21 protein-coding genes are annotated in these 17270 nt (G+C 66.4%); 10 read left to right on the forward strand and 11 right to left on the reverse strand.

What is annotated here, in order from left to right; all coding sequences use genetic code 11:
- Nucleotides 1-5: 5 nt before the first annotated feature.
- The 4 genes from ACQKLX_RS18370 to ACQKLX_RS18385 all read left to right on the forward strand — a co-directional run bounded on the left by ACQKLX_RS18370 (nucleotide 6) and on the right by ACQKLX_RS18385 (nucleotide 3764).
- The gene (locus ACQKLX_RS18370; RefSeq protein WP_427362992.1) at nucleotides 6-953 is read left to right on the forward strand and encodes an ABC transporter permease; all 948 of its coding nucleotides are present in this window, start codon (nucleotides 6-8) and stop codon (nucleotides 951-953) included.
- Nucleotides 950-1807 carry an ABC transporter permease gene (locus ACQKLX_RS18375; protein ID WP_427362993.1) on the forward strand — a complete coding sequence of 286 codons (858 nt, stop codon included), beginning with the start codon at nucleotides 950-952 and terminating at the stop codon, nucleotides 1805-1807. The genes ACQKLX_RS18370 and ACQKLX_RS18375 overlap by 4 nt, the downstream gene beginning before the upstream one ends.
- A gap of 27 nt (nucleotides 1808-1834) precedes the next feature.
- Nucleotides 1835-3244 carry an amidase gene (locus ACQKLX_RS18380; protein ID WP_427362994.1) on the forward strand — a complete coding sequence of 470 codons (1410 nt, stop codon included), beginning with the start codon at nucleotides 1835-1837 and terminating at the stop codon, nucleotides 3242-3244.
- A gap of 76 nt (nucleotides 3245-3320) precedes the next feature.
- Nucleotides 3321-3764: an NUDIX domain-containing protein gene (locus ACQKLX_RS18385; RefSeq protein WP_427362995.1), complete on the forward strand. Its 444-nt coding sequence runs from the start codon at nucleotides 3321-3323 to the stop codon at nucleotides 3762-3764.
- A 32-nt stretch (nucleotides 3765-3796) separates the two neighbouring features.
- Here the strand turns inward: ACQKLX_RS18385 and ACQKLX_RS18390 are convergent, their stop codons facing one another.
- The 5 genes from ACQKLX_RS18390 to ACQKLX_RS18410 are packed head-to-tail and all read right to left on the reverse strand — an operon-like array spanning nucleotide 3797 to nucleotide 5698.
- Nucleotides 3797-4201 (reverse strand): DUF1801 domain-containing protein, encoded by a 405-nt coding sequence (locus ACQKLX_RS18390; protein WP_427362996.1) that lies wholly within the window; start codon nucleotides 4199-4201, stop codon nucleotides 3797-3799.
- A gap of 25 nt (nucleotides 4202-4226) precedes the next feature.
- On the reverse strand, nucleotides 4227-4679 hold the full coding sequence (locus ACQKLX_RS18395; protein ID WP_427362997.1) for a DUF1801 domain-containing protein: 453 nt from the start codon (nucleotides 4677-4679) through the stop codon (nucleotides 4227-4229).
- A 10-nt stretch (nucleotides 4680-4689) separates the two neighbouring features.
- Nucleotides 4690-4911, reverse strand: a complete 222-nt coding sequence (locus ACQKLX_RS18400; protein WP_427362998.1) for a hypothetical protein — start codon at nucleotides 4909-4911, stop codon at nucleotides 4690-4692.
- Nucleotides 4912-4949: 38 nt separating this feature from the next.
- The gene (locus tag ACQKLX_RS18405) at nucleotides 4950-5378 is read right to left on the reverse strand and encodes an SRPBCC family protein (protein ID WP_427362999.1); all 429 of its coding nucleotides are present in this window, start codon (nucleotides 5376-5378) and stop codon (nucleotides 4950-4952) included.
- Complete coding sequence (locus ACQKLX_RS18410) at nucleotides 5375-5698, reverse strand: ArsR/SmtB family transcription factor (RefSeq protein ID WP_092162722.1); 324 nt, start codon at nucleotides 5696-5698, stop codon at nucleotides 5375-5377. The genes ACQKLX_RS18405 and ACQKLX_RS18410 overlap by 4 nt, the downstream gene beginning before the upstream one ends.
- 198 nt (nucleotides 5699-5896) lie before the next feature.
- On the opposite strand from ACQKLX_RS18410, the gene ACQKLX_RS18415 reads away from it, so the two are divergent.
- Entirely contained in the window at nucleotides 5897-6697 is an 801-nt protein-coding gene (locus ACQKLX_RS18415; RefSeq protein ID WP_427363000.1) for an SDR family NAD(P)-dependent oxidoreductase, read from the forward strand.
- 21 nt (nucleotides 6698-6718) lie between these two features.
- Here ACQKLX_RS18415 and ACQKLX_RS18420 read toward each other — a convergent pair whose 3' ends face one another.
- Entirely contained in the window at nucleotides 6719-7300 is a 582-nt protein-coding gene (locus tag ACQKLX_RS18420) for a DUF4337 domain-containing protein (protein ID WP_427363001.1), read from the reverse strand.
- An 80-nt stretch (nucleotides 7301-7380) separates the two neighbouring features.
- Nucleotides 7381-8310 carry a tyrosine recombinase XerC gene (locus ACQKLX_RS18425; protein ID WP_427363002.1) on the reverse strand — a complete coding sequence of 310 codons (930 nt, stop codon included), beginning with the start codon at nucleotides 8308-8310 and terminating at the stop codon, nucleotides 7381-7383.
- Nucleotides 8311-8400: 90 nt separating this feature from the next.
- Between ACQKLX_RS18425 and ACQKLX_RS18430 the strand changes: the two genes are divergently transcribed.
- The 3 genes from ACQKLX_RS18430 (at nucleotide 8401) to ACQKLX_RS18440 (ending at nucleotide 11814) form a co-directional block, all read left to right on the forward strand.
- On the forward strand, nucleotides 8401-9447 hold the full coding sequence (locus ACQKLX_RS18430) for an MBL fold metallo-hydrolase (RefSeq protein ID WP_427363003.1): 1047 nt from the start codon (nucleotides 8401-8403) through the stop codon (nucleotides 9445-9447).
- Nucleotides 9448-9616: 169 nt separating this feature from the next.
- Nucleotides 9617-10507 (forward strand): UbiA family prenyltransferase, encoded by an 891-nt coding sequence (locus ACQKLX_RS18435; protein WP_427363004.1) that lies wholly within the window; start codon nucleotides 9617-9619, stop codon nucleotides 10505-10507.
- A complete protein-coding gene (locus ACQKLX_RS18440) occupies nucleotides 10504-11814 on the forward strand; it encodes an FAD-binding oxidoreductase (protein ID WP_427363005.1) in 1311 nt (436 codons plus the stop codon). The genes ACQKLX_RS18435 and ACQKLX_RS18440 overlap by 4 nt, the downstream gene beginning before the upstream one ends.
- A 6-nt stretch (nucleotides 11815-11820) precedes the next feature.
- Here ACQKLX_RS18440 and rnk read toward each other — a convergent pair whose 3' ends face one another.
- The 4 genes from rnk to ACQKLX_RS18460 all read right to left on the reverse strand — a co-directional run bounded on the left by rnk (nucleotide 11821) and on the right by ACQKLX_RS18460 (nucleotide 15502).
- Nucleotides 11821-12237, reverse strand: a complete 417-nt coding sequence (rnk, locus tag ACQKLX_RS18445) for a nucleoside diphosphate kinase regulator (protein ID WP_427363051.1) — start codon at nucleotides 12235-12237, stop codon at nucleotides 11821-11823.
- Between the two features lie 336 nt (nucleotides 12238-12573).
- Nucleotides 12574-14022, reverse strand: a complete 1449-nt coding sequence (locus ACQKLX_RS18450) for an aspartate aminotransferase family protein (protein ID WP_427363006.1) — start codon at nucleotides 14020-14022, stop codon at nucleotides 12574-12576.
- The gene (locus ACQKLX_RS18455) at nucleotides 14019-15011 is read right to left on the reverse strand and encodes an NAD-dependent epimerase/dehydratase family protein (protein WP_427363007.1); all 993 of its coding nucleotides are present in this window, start codon (nucleotides 15009-15011) and stop codon (nucleotides 14019-14021) included. The genes ACQKLX_RS18450 and ACQKLX_RS18455 overlap by 4 nt, the downstream gene beginning before the upstream one ends.
- A gap of 122 nt (nucleotides 15012-15133) precedes the next feature.
- On the reverse strand, nucleotides 15134-15502 hold the full coding sequence (locus ACQKLX_RS18460) for a DMT family transporter (protein ID WP_427363008.1): 369 nt from the start codon (nucleotides 15500-15502) through the stop codon (nucleotides 15134-15136).
- 234 nt (nucleotides 15503-15736) lie between these two features.
- Between ACQKLX_RS18460 and ACQKLX_RS18465 the strand changes: the two genes are divergently transcribed.
- Nucleotides 15737-16678 (forward strand): pentapeptide repeat-containing protein, encoded by a 942-nt coding sequence (locus tag ACQKLX_RS18465; protein WP_427363009.1) that lies wholly within the window; start codon nucleotides 15737-15739, stop codon nucleotides 16676-16678.
- Nucleotides 16679-16773: 95 nt separating this feature from the next.
- Nucleotides 16774-17262: a cyanase gene (gene cynS / locus ACQKLX_RS18470; protein WP_427363010.1), complete on the forward strand. Its 489-nt coding sequence runs from the start codon at nucleotides 16774-16776 to the stop codon at nucleotides 17260-17262.
- The last annotated feature ends 8 nt before the right edge of the window (nucleotides 17263-17270 follow it).

The raw sequence follows: 17270 nt of genomic DNA on the forward strand, positions 1-17270 counted from the left end.
CCGCGATGACGGGCTATCTCCTGCGCCGATTGCTGTCGTTCGCCCTGACGCTGCTCGGCGCGGCGATCGTCATCTTCCTCGTGCTGGAGATCCTGCCGGGCGATCCGGCGGCGGTGACGCTCGGGCTCAATGCGGCGCCGGAAGCGCTTGCGGCATTGCGGGCCGAGATGGGCTTGGACCAGCCGGCCTTGCTGCGGTTCTTCTCCTGGATCGGCGGGCTCGTGACCGGCGATCTCGGCCTCAGCTACACCTATCGAGTGCCGGTGACGCAATTGATCGGCGAGCGCATGGTGGTGACGCTGCCGTTGGCGTCGATGGCGATCCTGCTCGCCTCCGCCATTGGCATCCCGCTCGGGGCGCTCGCTGCGGCCAACCACAACCGGGCCGGCGATGCCGCGGTGATGGTCTTCGCCCAGGCCGGGCTCGCCATCCCGAATTTCTGGTTCGGCCTGCTGCTGGTGCTGGTCTTCGCCGTTGGGGCCGGCTGGCTGCCGGCCGGCGGCTTTCCGGGCTGGCAGGCCGGGTTCTGGCCGGCGCTACGCTCGCTCTTGCTGCCGGCCGTTGCGCTCGCTTTGCCGCAGGCGGCGATCCTCGCCCGCGTCACCCGCTCGGCCATGCTGGAGACGATGCAGGAGGATTATGTCCGCACCGCGCGCGCCAAGGGCGTCAGCCGGCGGCGGACCATGCTGCGCCATGTCCTGCGCAACGCGCTGATCCCGGTCGTCACCGTGCTGGGCCTGCAATTCTCGGTGCTGCTGGCGGGTGCGATCATCATCGAGAACGTCTTCGCCTTGCCTGGACTCGGGCGCCTCGTCTTCCAGTCGATCGCCCAGCATGACCTGATTGTGGTCAAGGACCTCGTCATGCTGTTCTCCGCGCTGGTCGTGTTCATCAACTTCGCGATCGAGCTGCTTTACGGGCTGATCGATCCGCGGCTGAGGCAGGCTTCATGAGCGCGGTCGCGCCGCGTTCCCGCCCACGGCGCTGGTGGGCCTCGCCTTCCTTCCTGGGCGGCCTGCTGCTCGGCGGGCTCGTCGTCGCGATGGCGCTGATCTCCTATCTCTGGACGCCCTATGAGCCGACGCAGATGGCGATCCTCAAGCGCCTGCGGCCGCCCTCGGCCGAGCACTGGTTCGGTACCGACCAGTTCGGCCGCGACGTGTTCTCGATGATCATGGTCGGCGCGCGTAATTCGCTGGCGGTGGGTCTCGGCGCGGTCGGGCTCGGCCTGACCATCGGTAGCGCGCTCGGGCTGATCGCCGCGATCCGTCGCGACGGGCTCCTCGACAATCTGATCATGCGCATGGCCGATTTCAGCCACGCTTTCCCGGCGGTGCTCTCGGCGATCATGATCAGCGCGGTCTGGGGACCCGGCATGATGAATGCCGTGATCGCGATCGCGATCTTCAGCCTGCCCTATTTCGCCAGGTTGGCCCGGGGAGCGGCGCTGCAATGCTGGGCGCTCGACTATGTGCTGGCGGCGCGCGCGGCCGGGCTGACCGAGATGGCGATCACGCGCCAACACGTCCTGCCCAATATCGCCGGTGTCTTGGTGGTGCAGGCGACGATCCAGTTCGCACTCGCCATCCTGGCCGAAGCCGGCCTGTCCTATCTCGGCCTCGGCACGCAGCCGCCGGCGCCGTCCTGGGGCCGGATGCTCAACGAGGCCCAGACCTTCATGGCGGCGCAGCCCTGGCTCGCCATCTTCCCCGGTGCGGCGATCGCGCTTTCGGTGCTGGCCTTCAATTTGCTCGGCGACGGCCTGCGCGACGCGGTTGATCCGCGGATGCGCCGTTCTCGCGATTGATCTTACTATGCATGCGGAGTTCCACTCATGATCGAGTTCGCCGATCTCAGCGCCGTCGACATGCTCCGGGCCTTCCGCTCGCGTGAGCTCTCGCCGGTCGAGGTCACTGAAGCGGTGATCCAGCGCATCGAGGTCTGGGAGCCGTCGCTGAAGGCGCTCTACGCGTACGATCCCGATGGCGCCCGCGCCGCCGCCAAGGAAAGCGAGGGCCGCTGGCGCCGCGGCGAGGCGCTGCCGCTCGACGGCGTGCCCTGCACGATCAAGGAGAACATCGCGACCAAGGGCACGCCGGTGCCGCTCGGCACGGCGGCGATGGAGCTTGCCCCGGCAGCCGTCGATGCACCGCCGGCGCAGCGCCTGCGCGAGGCCGGCTGCGTCATCCTCGGCAAGACGACGATGCCCGATTACGGCATGCTCTCCTCCGGCCTGTCGAGCTTCCACGAGCTGGCGCGCAACCCGTTCGACCTCTCGAAGAATCCGGGCGGCTCCTCGGCCGGTGCGGCTGCGGCCGGCGCGGCCGGCTACGGTCCTTTCCATGTCGGCACCGATATCGGCGGTTCGATCCGCCTGCCGGCCGGCTGGTGCGGGCTCGTCGGCCTCAAGCCCAGTTTCGGGCGCGTGCCGATCGATCCGACCTATTACGGCCGTGTCGCCGGGCCGATGACCCGGACCGTCGCTGACGCCGCGCTGATGATGCGCGAACTCTCCAAGCCGGACGAGCGCGACCCGATGAGCCTGCCGCCGCAGGAGATCGCCTGGGCCGAGCTCGAGCGCGAGCCGCGTGGGCTGAAGGTTGGGCTCCAGCTCGAAGCAGGCATCGGCCTGCCGGTCGAGCCGGAGGTGAGGGCGGCGATCGCCAAGGCGGCCGATGCCTTTCGGAGAGTGGGAGCGATCGTCGAACTGGCGCCGCCCTTCCTGACGCAGGACATGCTCGACGGGCTCGACGATTTCTGGCGCCAGCGCGCCTGGGCCGAGATCGGTGCGCTGCCGCGCGAGCGACAGGACAAGGTGCTGCCCTATATCTACGCTTGGGCCGAGCGCGGACGCTCGCTCACCGGCGCGCAGGTGCATCGCGGCATGAGCCAGATGCTGGCGATCCGCCATGCGGCGCTGAAGGCGGCTCAGCCCTTCGACTATGTGCTCTCGCCGGTCTCGCCGGTGCCGAGCTTCGCGGCCGAGCTGGCCTCGCCGATCCATGATCCCGAGCGGCCCTTCGAGCACATCGTCTTCACAGTGGCGGCCAACATGTCGGACCAGCCGGCGATCTCGGTCCATGCCGGCATGGCCGCATCCGGCCTGCCGATCGGCCTGCAGATCACCGGAAAACGCTTCGACGATCTCGGCGTGCTGCAAATGGCGCGGGCCTGGGAGCGGCTGCGCGGGCAGGGGCCGGAATGGCCACGGGTGCCGCCGGCTCTGGCGTCATTGCGAGCGTAGCGAAGCAATCCAGCGGCGGCCAAGCGCCAAGTGTCATGGAATTGCGTCGTCTAGATTGCTGGGCATGAGCAGCGTTATGTCATCGGACTACATCAGGCACCTGCGCTCGAAGATCGGACAGCAGCTCATACTGCTTCCATCGGTGGCTGCTGTCATAAGGGATGATGAGGGACGGCTTCTCTTGCAGGAGAAAGCATCCGGGGAAGGATGGAGCCTGCCCGCTGGAGGCATCGAACCCGGAGAAACGCCCGAGCAGGCGATTGGCCGAGAAGTTCTCGAAGAGACAGGACTTTCCGTGCAAACCGCCAGGCTGCTTGGTGTTTTTGGCGGCAAGGATTTTCGCCATACCTATCCGAATGGCGATCAGGTTGAGTATGTTGTTGCTCTGTTCAGTTGTCGCGCGGTCGGCGAGCTTGGTTCCCACACCGACATCGAGACGCGTCGCCTGAAATTCACCGCCCGCGACGATATGCCGATGCTCGCATTGCCATATCCGATGGACTTGCTCTTTTCAGGCTGAGCGGCGCGAATTCCCCGCAATGACGGCGCCGCCTATTTCTTCTTCCCGGCCGTGTTCAGCGCAACAGCGGCGCGGATCAGCGCCGTCAGCGCCGCCTCATTGATCGCAGCACCCTCATGGATGTCGATGGCGCGCCTCGTGTTGCCGTCGAGGCTGGAATTGAACAGGCCGGCGGGGTCGGGGAGCGAGGCGCCCTTGGCGAAGGTGAGCTTGACCGCGCCCTTATAGGTCTCGCCGGTGCAGATGATGCCGGCATGCTCCCAGACCGGGACGCCGCGCCACTTCCAGGTTTCCTCGACCTCGGGATCGGCCTGCCTGATGACGGCGCGGACCTTGGCGAGCGCCTCACCGCGCCAGTCGGTCAGTTCCGCGATCCGGGCATCGATTTGCTCGGAGGCCGAGGCTGCATAGCCGGTCTTGTCGTTCACCTGCTTCATGTTGCCGATATCCTCGTAGTCGTCGTCACATCTTCTCGCCTGGCAAGGCGGCGGCCTGCTTCACCCAGGCGGTGAACTGCGCCTCGTCGAGTTCGTCATCCTCATGGATGTCGAGATAGCGCACCTCCTTCTGCTTGGAGGTGCCGGGCGGGAGCGGATCGAGCCCGGCGCCGCGGAAGAAGGCGACCTTCACATACTTGGTGAAGACATGGATGCCGAGGAACCAGTAATTGTCCTCCATGCCGTAAAGCGGCGAGTTCCACTTCACCGCTTTCCTGACGCCGGGGATGGCCTCGCTGATCAGCGCATCGAGGCGAGTGCCGAGAGCGCTCTTCCAGTCCGGCATCGCGGCGATATAGGCCTGCACCGGTTCTTCGCCATAGCCCTTGGCGATCTGCGGATTGCCGCCCGAGAGCAGGACGGGCTGCCCACCTTCGGCTTTCGGCTTCGCTGCCGTCTTCGAGGTCTTGCCGCCCATTGTACTCCTCCTAGCTGCCAGTTCCCCGTGCGCCGCGCGTGCCAGCGATGTAGGGCAGCGCGAACATGTAGAGGCCAGAGAACATCAGCATGAAGAGCGGCGGCAGCGGCGAATAGACGATCCAGGCCGGCGGCGGCCCCAGCGCCATGGCGACGAAATTGGCGATGACGGTCGCGGTGAAGATGAGGGCAAGCCAGCGATGGCCCTGCCGGATGACGTCGTTCCAGATCAACGGAACCTCCTTATTGAGATGAGGGCAGGGGCGAGCGTTCACGCTTCGCGGGCCAGCAGCTCTTCCAGCTTGCCCAGGAATTCCTGCCAGCCGGCTTTGGCGCCGCCGAAGGCCTGCTTCTGCTCGGGCCGGAAGCCGGCCTGCTCCATGCGCAGCAGCGTGCCCGTGGGCGTCGGGGTCAGCGTGAAGGTCACCGTGCTCTTCAGGTTGAAGGCGGGATCGTCATGGGCGAAGTCCCAGCTATAGGACAGCATCCGGTTCGGCTCGATATCGAGAACCTCGCAATCGAGCACGCCGCCCCACTCGCCGCGCAGGTTGAAGTGGTGGCCGACGGTCGGTGCGAAGTCGTTCTTCATCAGCCACTCCGCGATCAGGTGCGGCTGCGTCAGGGCGCGCCAGAGCTTTTCCGGCGGGTGGGACATCTCGCGCTCGACGATGACGGAGCGGGTCTGCGTGGCGGTGGTCATTGATCCATCCTTGCGAGCAAATTTTCGAGGTCGTCGAACCGCGCCTCCCAGAAGCCGGCCATCTGGCTGGTCCAGTCGATCAGCGGGCTGAGCGCGCCGAGCTGGGCGCTGTAATGGGTCTGCCGGCCGGCCTGGCGATCACGCACCAGCCCGGCCTGCTTCAGCACGCCAAGATGCTTGGAGACGGCGGGCTGCGAGACACCGGCCTGCGCGGTCAGCGCGCCGACCGTCAGCTCCCCGTCGCGGCACAGGCGCTCGAAGATGGCGCGCCGCGTCGGGTCGGCGAGCGTCCTGAACAGCATGTCGTGGGCGTCTGCCATCACAATCGATAACCCGTTGGCTATGAGTTAATTCATAACCACAGGGATATGAGTTGGTCAAGCACCCTCGCAAACGAGGCGGGGCAGGGGTGTGACAGGCGCGCTGGACCGGGCCGCGCGGCTCCCGCAGGATGCGCCCGAAACCGCGGGGGCCGTCGCAACTGCGTGCCCCGCCATCCTGCCTTAGAGGACTTCACCATGGATCTGATGCTGACCGGCAAGCGCGCTCTCGTTACGGGCGGCAGCAAGGGGATCGGCCGCGCCATCGCGCGGCAATTGGCGCTGGAGGGCGTCGACGTCGTCATCGCCGCGCGCAACCAGGCGGAACTCGACGCTGCTGCGGCCGAGCTGGCGCAGGAGACCGGTCGCAGGATCGTCGGGCTCACCGTTGACACGCAGGACGATGCCTCGGTGAAGGCGGTCGTCGCCGGCACCGTCGCGGCTTTGGGCGGGCTCGATATACTTGTGAACGCCGCCGCCAAGCCGGGCGGGCAGGCGACGCCGCCCAAGCTCGCCGAGATCACCGACGCGCTGTTCTTCGACGACGTCAACGTCAAGGTGATGGGCTATCTCAGGATGGCCCGCGAGGCGGCGCCGGTGATGGCCGCCAATGGCTGGGGCCGGATCATCAACATCAGCGGGCTGGCGGCGCGGCTGACGGGCTCGACGATCGGCTCGATCCGCAATGTCGCGGTGGCGGCGCTGACCAAGAACCTCGCCGACGAGCTCGGCCCGCAAGGCATCAACGTCACCGTGGTGCATCCCGGCACGACGCGGACCGAGAAGACGCCGGGCGTGGTCGCGGCCCGGGTGGCGGCGTCAGGGCTGGCGCCGGAAGAGGTCGAGCGCCGCATGGCGGCAAACGTCACGATCGGCCGGCTGGTCGACATGGCCGAGGTCGCCGACATCGTCGCCTTCCTCGCTTCGCCGCGCAGCGTCGCGATCAATGGCGACGCCATCGCCTGCGGCGGCGGTTCGAAGGGCGCGATCCACTACTGAGCGGTCGCGCGCCCTGTGCGACTAGAACAGCGCGGTCGGCGCGACTTCGGCAATCACCATCAGCGCGAGCCCGAGCGCGCCCAAGCCGACGCCGGTCCAGGCGAGCAGGGTAACGCCGGTGATGATCGCGGCGGAGGAGACGACGATCGCGATCTGCAGCAGGCCCGAGACGATGTCGTATTTGTCGTCGCGGGCGCTGGAGATGTCGCGCCGGGCTTCGGCGGCCTTGGCGCGGGCGATCAACTCCTTGCGGCCCTCATTGGTCTCGGGCTCGGAGTCGTAGCGGGCGATCGTCGCCTTCCAGCCGTCGATGCGCTTCTGCAGGCGCTCGCGCACAGCCGGGTCGGTCGCGCCGGCGAGCTCGACCTCCATCGCGTCGGCGGCGGTGCGCAGCGTCGTGCCGCGGATCGTCTTGGCCTGGAAGAAGGCCCAGAGATTGGAGGCCTCGATGTTCCTGGAGAGCGCGTCCTGCTCGGCGTTCTTGCCGAGGATTTCGGAGAAGGCGAGCAGGAGCGCGAGCACGCCGATCAAAAGGGCTATGCGCTTGTTGGTCTTGCTGGTCGGCTGGTTGTCTTCGGTGACGTCTGGTGCGGCTGAGGCCATATGTGATTCCCTCGGGAAGGCCGGGCCTGATGGCCGGTCCGTGCGACGGAATCAAGACGATTTTACCAAAGGTAAGGGGCTTATCCCCGAGCCCGGGGATGAGCGGAATCATAGGCCGCGAGCAGGCGGGCGGAATCGATGCGGGTATAGATCTGCGTGGTCGAGAGCGAGGCGTGGCCGAGCAGTTCCTGGATGGCGCGCAGGTCCCCGCCGCGGCCGAGCAGATGGGTGGCGAAGGAATGGCGTAGCGCATGCGGCGTCGCGCTGCCGGGCAGGCCGAGCGAGCCGCGCAGGCCCTCGACCGCGAGCTGGATGATGCGGGGCGAGAGCGGGCCGCCCTTGACGCCGACGAAGAGCGGTCCCTCGGGCGCCAGCCGCCACGGACATTGTGCGAGATAACCCGCAATCGATTCGACGACGACCGGCAGCACCGGCACCATCCGGGTCTTCCCGCCCTTGCCGAGCACGGTCAGCGCATCGGCGGTACTGACCGGCGCCTGCGAGCGCTTGAGGCCGAGCGCCTCGGAAATACGCAAGCCGCTGCCATAGAGCAGGGAGAGTACCGCGGCGTCGCGAGCGAGAACCCAATCGGGCCGCTCCTCGCCGGCGCGGCTGTCGGCCTTGGTGACAGCGGCGGCGGCCTTGGCGTCGAGCGGGCGTGGCAGGCCCTTGCCCAGGCGCGGTCCGCGCGTCGCGGCGAAGGCGGCGGCGGTCAGCCGGCCGCTGCGTTCGCCGAAGCGGGCGAGCGAGCGCAGTGCCGCGAGCTGGCGCATCAGCGTGCGGTTCCCGACGCCGTCGCGGCGGCGATAGCCGAGGAAGGCGCGCAAATCCGCCGGCTTCAGGGCCGCCACGGTCTTCAGCGACGGCGGGGCATCGAGATGATGGGTGAGGAAGGTGGCAAACTGGTCGATGTCGCGGCCATAAGCCTCCAGCGTCTTCGGCGAGAGCCGGCGCTCATGGCCGAGATGGGCAAGCCAGTCGCGCCGGAGGGTGTCGAAATCGCTCATCATGCAATCTTGCCGCGCGAGGCTTAACAACCGTTGTCTGGCGCGATCCCCGCCTGCTATGAACCCTGCAGATATTGTTCATGGCTGACCAAATTGCACGCTCCCGATCCGCACGGCCTGATCTTTCCGTTCCCCGAGCCGCCGGCGCCCGGCCAGCTGATCGAGGTCGCGCCCGGCATCTTCTGGGCGAGGATCGCGCTTCCGTTCCGGCTCGACCACGTCAACATCTACCTGATCGAGGATGGCGACGGCTTCGCGGTGATCGACACCGGCATCGGCGACGAACCGACCAAGCAGGCCTGGCTCGCGCTGACGGCCGGGGCGCTGGCGGGCAAGCGCCTGACCCGGCTCTTCGTCACGCATTTCCATCCCGATCATATCGGCCTCGCCGGATGGCTGCATGAACGCTTCGGCACGCCGCTTCTGACCAGTCAGACCAGCTATCTCGGCTGCCTCAACATCTCGCTCAGCCCGGGTGCGGCGGAGGCGCCGGTCTACAAGGATTTCTATCTGCGCCACGGGCTCTCGGCCGAGGTGACGCAGGTCGTCTCGACTTTGGGGCACGGCTATCTCAGGCAGGTGACGCCGCTGCCGCCGACCTTCACCCGCATCGTCGCCGGCGATGTGCTCAAGATCGGCGGACGCGACTTCTTCGTGCTGGCTGGCGACGGCCATGCGCCGGAGCAATTGATGTTCCACTGCCCCGAGGCGAATGTCTTCCTGGCGGCGGATCAGGTGCTGGCCAAGATCACGCCGAACATCAGCGTCTGGGCCGTCGATCCCGAAGGCGACCCCCTGGGACTCTATCTGCGCTCGCTCGCGACGCTGCCGCGGGCGATACCACCGGGGACGCTGGTGCTGCCAGGGCACCAGTTGCCGTTCTATGGCCTTGGCGAGCGCTGCGCCGCGCTCGCCGCCCATCACGCCGAACGCTGCCGGCTGATCGCAGGTGCTGTCGCCAAGGGGCCGCATTCGGTCGCCGAACTGGTGCCGGTGATGTTCACGCGGCCGCTCGACCCGCACCAGCTCTCCTTCGCCTTCAGCGAGGTCTTCGCCCATGTGAACGCGATGCTGCGGCTGGGTGAATTGCGCTGGGCCGAGCCGCAGGCGGGGATCATGCGGGTGATGGCCGCTGGCTGACGCGGGCATTTAAAAATTAAGTATGATCCGAGAAGGCTGGTGTCGCAGATTTGCGGTCGACGCGGAATTAGGATTCCCGTTGCATTAATGCACGCCATGAGCGCGGGCGGCCCGGAACAATCCGGGCCGTCTCATGTCATGTGTTCGGCTGGCGACGAAAACGGGGACGATGGCTCTACCGGCGATGCTTCGGGCGATGCGGCCGCATCATTGGGCGAAGAACGGGCTCGTCTTCGTGCCGATCCTGCTCAACCACGACGTCTTTGCCTCGAACGCGCTGCTTTATGGCTTCGTCGCCTTCGTTTCCTTCTCGCTGATGGCGTCGTCGATCTATCTGCTCAATGACATCATCGACGTCGAGGCCGATCGGCGCCACCCGACCAAGTGCAAGCGCCCGCTCGCGGCCGGCGAGATCAGCAAGGGCCAAGCCTACGCGATGGTCCCGGGCCTGCTGATCGCCTCCGGCGCGCTGACGGCGCTGCTGCCCCGGCCGGATCTCTATCTGATGGCATGGGGCTCCTATCTCGTCCTGGCGCTGGCCTATCTGTTCGTGCTGAAGCGCAAGCTGCTGGTCGACGTGCTCGGCCTCGCCGCCCTGCACACGCTGCGCATCATCGCCGGCAATGCCGCGGCGGCGATCCCGGTGTCGTCCTGGCTGCTTGCCTTCTCGATGTTCCTGTTCCTGAGCCTTGCCTTGATGAAGCGCTATGCCGAGCTGCGCATCACCCATGACCAGTCCGGGCTGAAGAAGGCCGGCCGTGGCTATCAGGCCGAGGATATCGAGGCGCTCTCGCAACTCGGCATGGCGTCGGGTTGCACCTGCGCGCTGATCATGGCGCTCTATGTCGACAGCGCCGCGGTCAAGCAGCTCTACCGCCATCCCGAGGTGATCTGGCTGGTCTGCCCGGTCATTCTCTACCAGATGGCGCGTATGTGGTTCCTGGCCCGGCGCGGCAACATGCCGGACGATCCACTGATGTTCATGATCCGGGATTGGCGCAGCCAGCTGATGGGCTTGGTCGTCGTGCTGATCATGGTCGGAGCGAAGGTCTTGCCGTGAGCGACGCGCGCGCCGCGCTGCGCTCCTGGGGCGGGCTGGACGCCAGGAATACCACCCTGATCGAGCCAGCGGACTGGCTCGCCGGGCGTGAGCGCAACCAGCCGGTTCTCGCCTATGGCAATGGCCGTTCCTATGGCGATTCCTGCCTGAACGATGGCGGCGGGCTGATCGTGGCACGCCGCCTCGATCGCATCCTCTCCTTCGATACGCAGAGCGGGGTCGTCCTCTGCGAGGCCGGCGTGCTGCTCGACGAGCTTTTGCAGCTCTGCGTCCCTGCCGGCTGGTTCCCGCCGGTGACGCCCGGCACCAGCCTCGTCACCATCGGCGGGGCGCTCGCCAACGACGTCCATGGCAAGAACCATCATCGCGCCGGCACCTTCGGCCGGCATGTGCGCAGCTTCGAGCTTGCCCGGTCCGATGGATCGCTCCTGACCTGCACGCCGACGCAGAATGCCGATCTCTTCGCCGCCACGATCGGCGGGATGGGGCTGACCGGGCTGATCACCCGCGTCGAGCTGCAGTTGATGCCGATCGCTTCCGCCGAGATGCTGCAGGAGGCGATTCATTTCGATGGGCTGGACCGCTTCTTCGAGATCGCAGCGGCCTCGGACGCGACCCATGACTACACCGTCGCCTGGGTGGATTCGCTCGCAAGCGGCGGGCATTTCGGACGCGGCGTGTTCTTCCGCGCCAACCACGCACCGGCGTCCGACGCGCCGCCGGCGAAGTCCGGGCCGACCCTGCCGTTCCCGCTGAAGCCGCCATTCCCGCTGATCAACCGGCTGAGCCTGCACGCCTTCAACGCGCTCTATCGCGCCGCCCAGCCGCGGACGCCCGAGCCGAGGCGCATTGCCTATCGCCCGTTCTTCTATCCGCTCGACCGCGTCCGCGACTGGAATCGCGCCTATGGGCCAAGGGGACTGCGCCAGTTCCAGTGTGCCGTGCCGATGGCGAGCGCGCGCGAAGCAGTCGAGGCGATGTTGCGGCTGACGCTGAGGGCAGGGGAGAGCTCTTTCCTGACCGTACTGAAGCTGTTCGGCGACGTGCCGTCGCCGGGAATGATGTCCTTCCCGATCCCCGGCGCGACGTTGACGCTCGATTTCCCGCATCGCGGCGAGCGGACGCTGAAGCTGTTCGCTGACCTCGACGGCATCGCGATCGAGGCTGGCGGGCGGGTCAATCCTTACAAGGACGCGCGGATGTCGGCTGCGACCTTCGAGGCCTCGTTCCCGCATTGGCGCGACTTTGCGCGCCATGTCGATCCGGCCTTCTCGTCGAGCTTCTGGCGGCGGGTCACCGCCGCCTGAGCAGGCTTACGAGGCCGTGAGCGCGGGCTCCGGCTGCTCGACCGCCGTCACCGTCAGCACGTGCTTCTTGCCGTCGCGGGCGGTCCAGGCGATCGACTGGCCGGCGGCAAGGCCGATCAGTGCCGCGCCGATCGGCGTCAGCACGGAAATGCGGCCCTGCTCGATATCCGCCTCGCCCGGATAGACGAGCTGGACGCGGCGATGCTGGGCGCTGTCGGAATCGAAAGTGACGAAGGAGCCCATGCGCACGACATCGGCCGGCAGCTTGCCGGGCGCGACGACCTTGGCGCGGTCCATCTCGGCGAGCAGCTCTTCGGCGACCTCCGGGATGCGCTCGAGCGCGGTGGTGGCGAGGCCGGTCAGGCGCTCATGGTCGATCTCGCCGACGACGATCTTCGGCTTGCGATGGGTCTTCTGGGACAACTGGGTCATGGTTCGTATCCTGCGATGACGCGCACGACGGCGGCGCCAGAGCGCGACCGGCAAGTTCAGGAGGTTCTTCGGGGGGAGACGCCTTGGATGTCGTGCTGCGGTGACGAAAGACAGCATCGACGGCACCCCTGGACTCGGGGCGCGCTCGGGCCGAGTCCGGGGCTAGGATTCCGCGATCGGGGCGACCCGGAAAACGAGGCGATGCTTCGTCGTCATGTTCATAGAGTTGGGGGTTGGGGGCCCACTGTCAAGGCTGGCCGGACATGCAGCCCAAAGCAAAAGGGCCGGCATGAGCCGGCCCTTCGGCAAGTGGTATGGTCGACCCGCTCAGCCCTTGGCGACGGCGACCTTGCGCAGATAGTCGGTGACGATGCGGGTGATGCCGCGCGAGAGCAGGTCGTCGAGCGCGTCGATGAACTGATCGCACTGCTCGCGGGTGACGATCAGCGGCGGCTCCAGCCGGATGACGTTGCGGTTGTACTCGGTGAAAGCGACGAGCACGTCGTAATCCTTCAGCAGCAGCGCGCCGATGAAGCCGCAGAGCGAGCCCTTGAGCTTGTCGTCGAGCAGCGCGACCATGTGCTTGACGCCGAAGGGCATGGTCTCGCTGATGTCCTGGAATTCAACGCCGATCATCAGGCCGCGGCCGCGGATTTCCTTGAGCAGGGTCGGGTGCTTGGCGCGCAGTTCGTTGAGGCGCGCGATCAGATGGTCGCCCTGGTGCTTGGCGTTGCCCATCAGGTCCTCGTCATAGAGGACATTGAGGGCCTCGATCGCCGAGACGCAGGCCTCGCCCATGCCGCCGAAGGTGGCCTGGGCGTGGATCAGCGCCGTCTTCGGCTTGCCATAGGCCTTCATGTAGAGATCGCGCCGGGCGATCATCGCGCCCATCGCCGCCTTGGAGCCGCCGAGCGCCTTGGCGAGGGCGGTCACGTCCGGGACGACGCCGTCGCGCTCGAAGGCGAAGAACTGGCCGGTGCGGCCGAGCCCGCATTGCACCTCGTCTGCGACCCAGAGCACGCCGTGCTTGTCGCAGAGTGCGCGCAATTGCCGCCAGAAGCCCTCGGGCGCCTCGACGATGCCGCCGCCGCCCTGGATCGTCTCCATCACGACGATGCCGATGGCAGGATCGCTTTCCAGCGCCTGCCGCACCGCTTCGACGTCGCCGAAGGGCACCTTCACCCGGTTCTCGACCAGCTTGAACCCGGACTGGTAGAGGCTGGAATCGGTGACCGAGAGCACGCCCTTGGTCTTGCCGTGGAAGGAGTTGGCAGCGTGCAGGATCTTCGACTTGGCCGGCCCCTGCGCCTGCTCGGCGACCTTCAGCGCCGCCTCCATCGCCTCCGAGCCGGTCGAGCCGAGGAAGACCATGTCGAGATCGCCGGGCGCGATGGTGGCGAGGTTCTTCGCCAACGCCGAGGCGTATTGCGACATGAACGCCATGCAGATCTCATGGCGGTTCTCGTCCTGGAATCTCTTCCGGGCCGCGACGATGCGCGGATGGTTGTGGCCGAAGGCGACCGAGCAGAAACCACCGAAGAAATCGAGGATCTCGCGGCCCTCGCGGGTGATGTAGTGCATGCCCTCGGCGCGATCGACGATGATCTTGTCGAAGCCGAGCAGCTTGAGAAAATGCAGCTGCCCCGGGTTGATATGGGCGGTGAAGAGCTCCTTCACCTGCTGGGCGTCGAGCTGCTTTGCGGCCTCGACGCTGAGCAGTTGCGGGCGCGCAGGCTGCTGAGCCGCTTCTTCCGTCTTGTAGGCGGGCATGCTCATGCGGCCTTCCTCCTCAGCTCATCCCTGGTCTTGCGGTATTCGGTGTAGGCCGCCAGCAGCATGTCCTCGTCGCGGTGTTGGGGCGCCCAGCGGAGCTCGCGCTTGGCCTTGGAGGTGTCGAGGATGCAGATCTCGTCGGCGATCTTGTATTGCTCGGGATCCATGATCGGCAGGTTGATCGCGTCGAGCGTATCCAGCGTCAGCTTGACCAGGGAGGCCGGTGTCGGGAGCAGGATCGACTTCGAGCCGGCATGCTTGATCAGGTCGCCGAGCAGCTTCTTCACCGGCGGCGGATCGTCCGAGCCGAGATTGTAGGCGCTGTTCGGGAAATCGGCCTTCCAGGCGGCGATGCAGGCGCTGGCGCAGTCGAAGACCGAGATGAACTGGTAGGGGTTGTTCCCCGAGCCGATCATCGGAACCGGCAGATTGAGATCGATCAGACGGAAGAGCTTGACCAGGATGCCGAGGCGGCCGGGGCCGATGATCAGGCGCGGCCGAAAGATCGGGATGTGGAAGCCCTTGTCGCGATAGCCTTGGCAGAGCGCCTCGGTGGCGAGTTTGCTCTCGCCGTATTCGCCCAGCGGCTTGGCCGGGTGCGTCTCATCCTGCGGGACGGTGACCGAATGGCCGTAGATCATGTCTGTGGTGAAGTGGACGAGCCGGGTGGCGCCGTTCTTTTCCATCCAGGCGAGGATGTTCTGGGTGCCGTGGTAGTTCACCGGCCAGAAGAAGTCGTGGCGCTCCTTCCGGGTCACGATCGGCGACAGCATCTTGGCCGAGAGGTTGTAGACAAGGTCCTGCGACGTCAAAGCGATGCTGTCGACGCTCGCCGGATCGGTGACGTCGACGTGCTGGAACGGCACCTTGGCATAGTGCGGATGAGCGCTCTTCTGGATGTCGCAGACGAGGACATCTTCGTCCATCCCGACAAGATCCGCGGCGAGATGCGAGCCGACGAAGCCGTCGCCGCCAATGATGATGTGCTTCATGGCTCAGCGTCGCTGGTCGGGTCGTCGGGCCGGGACCGGAATCGGCTTCAGCTGCGGCTGGGCCGCAGCGAAGAGGGCGCCGAGACGGAGAATGAAGCGGGCGAACAGGTCCATGACGTCCCTCAGCTCTGTGCGATGAAAATGGTGCCCAGGACGATGAAGCCGATGCCGGCGATGCGGGCCGGGCTCAGATCCTCCTGGAAGACGAAATAGGCGTAGACCGCGACCACGACGTAGGCGAGGCTCAGAAACGGGTAGGCGTAGCTGATCTGCACCTTCGATAGCACGATCAGATGCGAGGCCATGCTGACCACGAAGGTGCATAATCCGGCGAAGACGAAGGGGTTGAAGACGACGCGGAAGACGGTGGGAATCAGCCCGTCATTGCCGACATCGAGGTGCCCCACGCCGCCCATGCCACGCTTCAGCATCAACTGCGCCGCTGCGTTGGTCAGCACCGTGAACAGGATCAGAGGCAGGTAGGCGTTCATCGGCGCTGAATGCCCGCGTGGTGAATCGAGACCCTTGGATCGCGCTGAAACTACTTCAAATGCCTTACGCTACAGATGGTTATCGGCCTGTAACCTTAAAAGTGTGCTGCATCGAAAGCCGAAACCGACGAGTGATCGGAGGATGGGAGGGACATCGGGCAGCAAAGCAGCGATTGAACCATTTCGGCGGCTCGCTTATGGCTAATGAATCGTTAACTGGGGCCTCATCCGAATATGGCCAGCCTGTTCCGGCTCGTGCCCGATGCACGCGCCGAACTCCTGCAGCTCAATTCCTGGGCGCGGCCGCATCAGGCCGGCTTCGCCGCGGCGCAGCGCGCGGCGCGCTTCGGCGCGGCCGGGCCGGAGGCCTCCGCCTTCATGGCGGCGCGGCGTGAGGCGACGCTGGCGCGACTAAGCGAGGGCGCGGCGGCCTGGAACGACTGGGCCGGCGAGATGGCGCGGTTGCGCGGCCGCATCGGCGGGGACGGCGCGCTTCTCGCGCTCTGGCGCCTCTTTGCCGATGTCGCGCTGGTCGACGAGATCTTCGAGGGCGATTTCAATGTCGCTGGCATCATCTTTCCGGCGGCTGCCCGCTTTGCCGGCAGTGCCTTCTGCGGTGACGCCTGGTTCTCCGAGGCGCATTTTCACGGGCCTGTCAGCTTCCGCGACGCCAGCTTCCGGGCTGACGCCTTCTTCGACCGGGCGCATTTCGCCGGCGACGCCGATTTCGGAGCGGCGACGCTCCATGGCACGGCTGAATTTCGCGACATGCGCTGCGAGGGGGTAGCCTGCTTCGTCGAGGCGGAGTTCATCGGCGACGCCTGGTTCCGCGGCTCGCGCTTCGATGGCGTGACGCAGTTCCGTGGCGTGCGCCATGCCGGCGAGGCGGGGTTCGGCGATTGCATTTTCGCCGGGGCCGCCGATTTCGGCGAGGCGGAGTTCGCCGGCAATGCCGGTTTCGAGGAGAGTCGTTTCGGCCAGATGGCGAGCTTCGCCGGTGCCCGCTTCGACCGCGGCGCCTGGTTCAGCAACGCCGCCTTCGACGGCCGCTCGAATTTCGAACGCGCCCGCTTCCGCGGCCGCCGGCATTTCGAGGGGATTTCGCTGGCCGCCCAGGTTTCCCCTGTCGCGCAGCAGATCGCGGCGCTCGAGCAGTTCCGGTTCGGTCGGCGCTGAGCGCGTAGTCTCCTGGTCTTCCGGCTGCTCTGGCCCGTGCCTTGCTAGCCGTCAGCCGACCGCCGCCATGGGCGGCCGCGACTGGCGAGGACGAGATGAAGCGCGAAGAGCTCACCGAGAAGATTCTCGACATCAAGCGCGAGAAGGGCTGGAGCTGGAAACAGATCACCGACGAGATCGGCGGTATGTCGGAGGTGCTGGTGATCGGCGCCCTGCTCGGCCAGATGAAGCTGGTGAAGCCGCTCGCCGAGAAAGCCGCGACGCTGTTTGGCCTCTCGGAAGCCGAAAAGCGCATGCTCAACGAAGTGCCTTATCGGGGCACCGGCACGCCGATGCCGCCGACCGACCCGCTGATCTACCGCTTCTACGAGATGGTGATGGTCAACGGCCCCGCCTGGAAGGCACTGATCGAGGAGGAGTTCGGTGACGGCATCATGTCGGCGATCGATTTCAATATCGCCTTCGAGCGCGAGCCGAATCCCCGGGGTGACCGGGTCAGGATCACCATGTCGGGCAAGTTCCTGCCGTACAAATATTACGGCAATGAGCAGGGCATTCCCGACTATGGCTTCAAGGAAGACTGAACCGGCTC

This window comes from Allobosea sp. NPDC003192, from assembly GCF_050275675.1.
Lineage (GTDB): Bacteria > Pseudomonadota > Alphaproteobacteria > Rhizobiales > Beijerinckiaceae > Allobosea.

What these genes read in the sequence shown, in the direction of transcription:
- ACQKLX_RS18370 (WP_427362992.1), top strand. Translation starts at nt 6, where the DNA reads ATGACGGGCTATCTCCTGCGCCGATTGCTGTCGTTCGCCCTGACGCTG.
- ACQKLX_RS18375 (WP_427362993.1), top strand. Translation starts at nt 950, where the DNA reads ATGAGCGCGGTCGCGCCGCGTTCCCGCCCACGGCGCTGGTGGGCCTCG.
- ACQKLX_RS18380 (WP_427362994.1), top strand. Translation starts at nt 1,835, where the DNA reads ATGATCGAGTTCGCCGATCTCAGCGCCGTCGACATGCTCCGGGCCTTC.
- ACQKLX_RS18385 (WP_427362995.1), top strand. Translation starts at nt 3,321, where the DNA reads ATGTCATCGGACTACATCAGGCACCTGCGCTCGAAGATCGGACAGCAG.
- ACQKLX_RS18390 (WP_427362996.1), bottom strand. Translation starts at nt 4,201, where the DNA reads ATGAAGCAGGTGAACGACAAGACCGGCTATGCAGCCTCGGCCTCCGAG.
- ACQKLX_RS18395 (WP_427362997.1), bottom strand. Translation starts at nt 4,679, where the DNA reads ATGGGCGGCAAGACCTCGAAGACGGCAGCGAAGCCGAAAGCCGAAGGT.
- ACQKLX_RS18405 (WP_427362999.1), bottom strand. Translation starts at nt 5,378, where the DNA reads ATGACCACCGCCACGCAGACCCGCTCCGTCATCGTCGAGCGCGAGATG.
- ACQKLX_RS18410 (WP_092162722.1), bottom strand. Translation starts at nt 5,698, where the DNA reads ATGGCAGACGCCCACGACATGCTGTTCAGGACGCTCGCCGACCCGACG.
- ACQKLX_RS18415 (WP_427363000.1), top strand. Translation starts at nt 5,897, where the DNA reads ATGGATCTGATGCTGACCGGCAAGCGCGCTCTCGTTACGGGCGGCAGC.
- ACQKLX_RS18420 (WP_427363001.1), bottom strand. Translation starts at nt 7,300, where the DNA reads ATGGCCTCAGCCGCACCAGACGTCACCGAAGACAACCAGCCGACCAGC.
- ACQKLX_RS18425 (WP_427363002.1), bottom strand. Translation starts at nt 8,310, where the DNA reads ATGATGAGCGATTTCGACACCCTCCGGCGCGACTGGCTTGCCCATCTC.
- ACQKLX_RS18435 (WP_427363004.1), top strand. Translation starts at nt 9,617, where the DNA reads ATGGCTCTACCGGCGATGCTTCGGGCGATGCGGCCGCATCATTGGGCG.
- ACQKLX_RS18450 (WP_427363006.1), bottom strand. Translation starts at nt 14,022, where the DNA reads ATGAGCATGCCCGCCTACAAGACGGAAGAAGCGGCTCAGCAGCCTGCG.
- ACQKLX_RS18455 (WP_427363007.1), bottom strand. Translation starts at nt 15,011, where the DNA reads ATGAAGCACATCATCATTGGCGGCGACGGCTTCGTCGGCTCGCATCTC.
- ACQKLX_RS18460 (WP_427363008.1), bottom strand. Translation starts at nt 15,502, where the DNA reads ATGAACGCCTACCTGCCTCTGATCCTGTTCACGGTGCTGACCAACGCA.
- ACQKLX_RS18465 (WP_427363009.1), top strand. Translation starts at nt 15,737, where the DNA reads ATGGCCAGCCTGTTCCGGCTCGTGCCCGATGCACGCGCCGAACTCCTG.
- cynS (WP_427363010.1), top strand. Translation starts at nt 16,774, where the DNA reads ATGAAGCGCGAAGAGCTCACCGAGAAGATTCTCGACATCAAGCGCGAG.